Source organism: Peribacillus sp. NPDC058002, assembly GCF_042886655.1.
GTDB lineage: Bacteria > Bacillota > Bacilli > Bacillales > DSM-1321 > Peribacillus > Peribacillus aracenensis.
The window spans coordinates 1-4,567 of record NZ_JBHVQU010000267.1; the positions used below are offsets into that span (position 1 = coordinate 1).

Annotated in this window: 5 protein-coding genes; all 5 read right to left on the minus strand. The window is 42.9% G+C overall.

The features are described from left to right. On the minus strand, positions 1 to 377 hold a 377-nt coding region (locus ACFVSH_RS23215; RefSeq protein ID WP_387708059.1), incomplete at its 3' end, for an ABC transporter substrate-binding protein. Between the two features lie 23 nt (positions 378 to 400). After that, positions 401 to 1,108, minus strand: coding sequence for an ABC transporter ATP-binding protein (locus ACFVSH_RS23220; protein WP_387595939.1), 708 nt, complete (start codon positions 1,106 to 1,108; stop codon positions 401 to 403). Next, positions 1,101 to 1,865: an ABC transporter ATP-binding protein gene (locus tag ACFVSH_RS23225; RefSeq protein WP_230303162.1), complete on the minus strand. Its 765-nt coding sequence runs from the start codon at positions 1,863 to 1,865 to the stop codon at positions 1,101 to 1,103. Before ACFVSH_RS23225 ends, ACFVSH_RS23220 begins: the two co-directional genes overlap by 8 nt. A gap of 2 nt (positions 1,866 to 1,867) precedes the next feature. Next, positions 1,868 to 2,863, minus strand: coding sequence for a branched-chain amino acid ABC transporter permease (locus tag ACFVSH_RS23230; protein WP_387595934.1), 996 nt, complete (start codon positions 2,861 to 2,863; stop codon positions 1,868 to 1,870). Between the two features lies 1 nt (position 2,864). After that, entirely contained in the window at positions 2,865 to 3,728 is an 864-nt protein-coding gene (locus tag ACFVSH_RS23235) for a branched-chain amino acid ABC transporter permease (protein ID WP_076371380.1), read from the minus strand. Between the last annotated feature and the right edge of the window lie 839 nt (positions 3,729 to 4,567).

The following is a 4,567-nucleotide window of genomic DNA, read 5'->3' on the forward strand; positions in this document are numbered from 1 at the left end:
GCCAGTACACCTCCGCTATGAGGCGTGAAAATGATCGGCGTATCATATTCCTGAATTAATCGTTTAGCATTCGACCCTGTTTCATTAGGTAAGTATTTATCATCCAACGATACTAAATTCAGCGTGTATTTCTTACCATCTACTTCAAACCCGCCAGCATCGTTAATTTCATTCACGGCCATTTCGACACCATTCAATGTCCGTTTCCCATATAAGGCTGCTGCCCCGCTTAAAGGACCGCTAAAACCGATGTTAACGACATTTTCACTTTTGCCTTTACTGCCACTGCTTGACACAGGGCTATCCCCTTTATTGCAGCCGGTCAAAACAGTGATGATTAGCAAGAGAAAGACAAGTAATACTTTCAGTTTTTTCATAATGATCCCTCCATTCAATTTTTTCAGGCCCCAATATATGCTTTCCTTACTTCATCATTTGCTAATAACTCACTTGCTGTCCCTTGAACGACAATTTCCCCATTTTCAAAAACATATCCTTTATCTGCAATGCCGAGAGCGGCATTCGCATTTTGTTCAGCTAGCAGGACCGTGATTCCTTCGCGATTTATTTCTTCGATGACCCGAAACATTTGCTCGACAATAAGTGGAGCGAGTCCCACCGAAGGCTCATCAAGCATCAACAATTTCGGTTTTGACATCAAGGCTCTTCCAATTGCGAGCATTTGCTGTTGGCCTCCGCTCAGGCTTCCCGCTTCATCATGATGTTTTTCTTTTAAAATCGGGAATAAGTGATAGACGTATTCCAAGGAATCCTTAATCTCCGCTTTCTTCTTTCGGTGCACATAAGCACCCATCCTCAAATTTTCCGAGACAGTCATCTGTGGAAACAGTTTACGTCCTTCGGCACACTGGACGATTCCTTCCCGAACATTATTATCCGGGGCCCTGCCCCCTATCGGCATGCCCAGAAAATGAATTTCCCCCTTGGACAGCTTACTGATTCCGCTTATGGAACGAAAAGTCGTGCTTTTTCCCGCCCCATTCGCTCCTAACAAAACAACGATCTCTCCCTTGGCAACTTCGATATTCACATGATTTATCGCAGTGAAACTCCCATAATTCACGACGACATCAGTTAACTTAAGCACTGGCACTACCTCCCAAATAGGCTTTAATCACCGCTTCATTTCCGCGGATTTCCTTAGGTGTGCCCTCGGCGATTTTTTCTCCGTAATTAAGGACCATGATGTGATCTGCCAAGTTCATGATCATATGCATTTTGTGCTCGATTAAACAAACGGTCAGTCCCGATCGATTCAATTTTTTAATCAGTTCTGTCAAGCCTTCCGTTTCATCCGGATTGATTCCCGCAGCAGGTTCATCAAGAAAGATAATTTCCGGTTCCGTCGCAAGGGCAAGGGCAATGGCTGTCCGTTTCTTTTCCTCCTGGGAGATGCTGGAGACCATTCTGTCAGCCGATTCCGTCAATCCAACAATATCAAGTACCTCCATTGCCTTATCCCTACATGCCGCTTCCTCCCGTTTTAATCTTTTAGTTCTTAGAATGGCATCCACCAGATTGGATTTGGTTCGCAGTCTATGCCCGACAATGACATTATCCAATACGGTCGATTGATCAAAAAGGCTTGTCGTTTGAAAGGTTCTTGAAATTCCGAGCCCCGCTATTTCATTTGCAGGAAGTTTGGTGATATCAATCCCTTTAAAAAGGACCGTCCCAGAAGTTGGCCGATGAAAGCCGCTGATCAAGTTAAAAAAAGTTGATTTCCCTGCACCATTTGGTCCGATTATTGCATTGATTCTACCTTTCTCAATCGTAAAATCCACATTATTTACGGCCGCCAATCCTCCAAATCGCTTTGTCAAATTCCTCGTTTCGATTAGCAATTTCATCCCTCCTCAGCTTTTATGTGCATTTCGCTCCTCACCCCGGACAGCTCATTATCTTTTCGCTTTCTTTGCCAATCAAAAAAGGCACCTGCGATTCCGCGCGGATAAAAGATAATGATCACCGTCAGCAAAGGCCCGAATATCAACATTCGATATTCTTGAAGGAATTGCAAATTCTGCGAAAGGATTACTAGCAATAATGTTCCTACCAACGGGCCTGAGAGTGTCCCAATTCCACCAACCAATAAATACATCAATAGATCGAACATGATGGCAGTTGATCCGATATCCGGTCCAATGAAACGAATGAATGAAGCATACAAGGCACCAGCCAATCCTGCAAAGAAAGTGGATAGGACAAATGCCGTTAATTTATTTTTCATTGTGGATATACCAATCGTTTGAGCAAGATCCTCGCTGTTCCTGATGGCCATATACGTCCTGCCTGTCAACGAGCGTATAATTCGATACACAATTAAAATCACTGCAAGCAGGAAAATGAGGACTAGATAATATTGGGATGCTGCAGTATCGAAGGTGATCGGCCCTATATTTCCAGGAGCAGGTATACCGATCAATCCCCTAACCCCCTCTGTAAGTCCCTCCCATTTATCGATGACCAGGTATATGATGTAACCCACACATAGGGTATAAATCGCAAAAAAGTGTTCCTTTGTCCTCAGGGCGATCAAGCCAATCAAAAACCCAATTGTACATGTGATTAAACATGCCACTACAAGTGCCAGCCAAAAGTTCATTCCTGTTTTTACCGTCAGAAGGCCTAGTGAATATGCTCCAATCGCAAAAAAACCAGCATGTGCAAGCGAGAGATATCCAGTATAGCCTGATAATAAATTGATTCCATATACAGCTATCGCCCAGATGAACGAAAGTGTCAGCATATGGAGATAATAGTCGTTTTGCGCGATAAAGGGGAATGAAAAAGCAAAGATGATAAGTGCGATAATCCCATTTCTTTTCGTTAATATCTTCACGCTACCTCTCCCCCTTGGCAAAAAGACCTGTTGGTTTCACGGTTAATATTACGACTAAAAGAATGAATGCAATGATGTCCTTATAGTCATTTGAAATATAAGTTGCGCCCAAGCTCTCACTGAAACCGAGGATATATCCACCTACAATCGCCCCCGGGATGCTCCCCATCCCTCCCAAGATGATAATGACGAATGCTTTTAGGATGACTAAATGCCCCATTCCTGGAAAGACAAGGTTAATCGGTGATGCAAGGGATGAAGCGATCGCTGCCAATCCACCCGATATCATGAAGGTAAGCATCGCGACTTTATTAATGTTGATTCCTACTAATGACGCCCCTTCACGGCTTTGGGACATCGCTATTATCGTTGAACCGGCATAAGTTTTCTTAAGGAAAAGGTAAAGTAAAACCATCACTGCGATAGCTGACACGATGATCAATAATCGCTGGAGCGTGAATGTCAGGCCCATGATATTGACTACTTGGCCGTATGGGGAAGTCATTGTATGGAAGTCGGCACCCCAGACAAATTGGGCAAAAGCTTCAAGAAAAAGGAGAATTCCGATTGCTGCAATCTTATCGTGCAATGGAGGTGCCTCCCTTAACAGGCGGAACACGAAACGTTCCAAAAGGACTCCCAACAAACCAACAACGATAATGGATACGAACATGGCAATCCAGTAATTGACCCCATATAATGTCATCATTGACAATGTGATGTATCCACCCAACATATATAGGGCACCGTGGGCAAAGTTCGGGATATGCAAAATTCCATATACTAACGTCAATCCCAGGGCAACAAGACTATATACGCTGCCAATCGTCAAACCATTGAAAAGCTGCTGGATCAAAATCTCCATTTACTTCCTCCTTAAAAATTATTGAGTTTCACTTTGCTGTACCTTCCCTGTATCGCTATCCTGTCCATATTTTGAAAGCTTACATCTGCGACGAAAAGCACCTTCACTTATTTCCCCACAGGCTCAACCTCCCGGAGAGGAACAGCAAGTTTTATTTCCCTATATTCTCAACAACAGATATAGCTTAGGGTGTAGCGCAAAAAGCCCAATGATCGGTTGTTAGCGCTTTCATTTTTGGTGACCACTTAATTCAATTGGTTATCATCAGAAATTATCATAGTTTCATTGACTCTACTTAAGGATTAAGTGGTATGCTGACAAGCATATGCTGTTTTTAGGGATAGCCAATGATTCCATCCTCTCTTTAATAACGGTTTACCCATCGTATTTCTGGTCCGTTCACCCCTTTCGCCTCGCACCTTCTATAGGAGGATCATTTCGCAGATTAATTTCCTGTTACCTGTTGTTCCTGTTACCTGTTGTTCCTGTTACCTGTTATTCCTGTTATATAAATGCAAGTGCCGTGCCAAACATTAAATCACCGTCAATAAGGCTATTCACGAGTCAGTGAATTCATTATTGAATTGTAAAAATCAAAAGTATCGATTCCATATGGGATGTCCGTCATTCACTATTGACTGAAAAATTCATTTCTGAATCAATAAAAGAATTAATTGTAGACATAAAATGAAAAGGATTCACGCAATAGCAGGTGAAAAACCAACTTTACAACCTATAAATTTCTAGGCTGTTTCCGCATACTTTGGTGCTATTTACCAAGTAATGCGGTGTGGTTGATTTCCCCTCCAGATGCTCGCTTTCCGCGGGGCGGGCGGTGA

Coding starts and splice junctions, on each gene's coding strand:
- ACFVSH_RS23235 (WP_076371380.1), bottom strand. CDS start 3,728: ATGGAGATTTTGATCCAGCAGCTTTTCAATGGTTTGACGATTGGCAGC.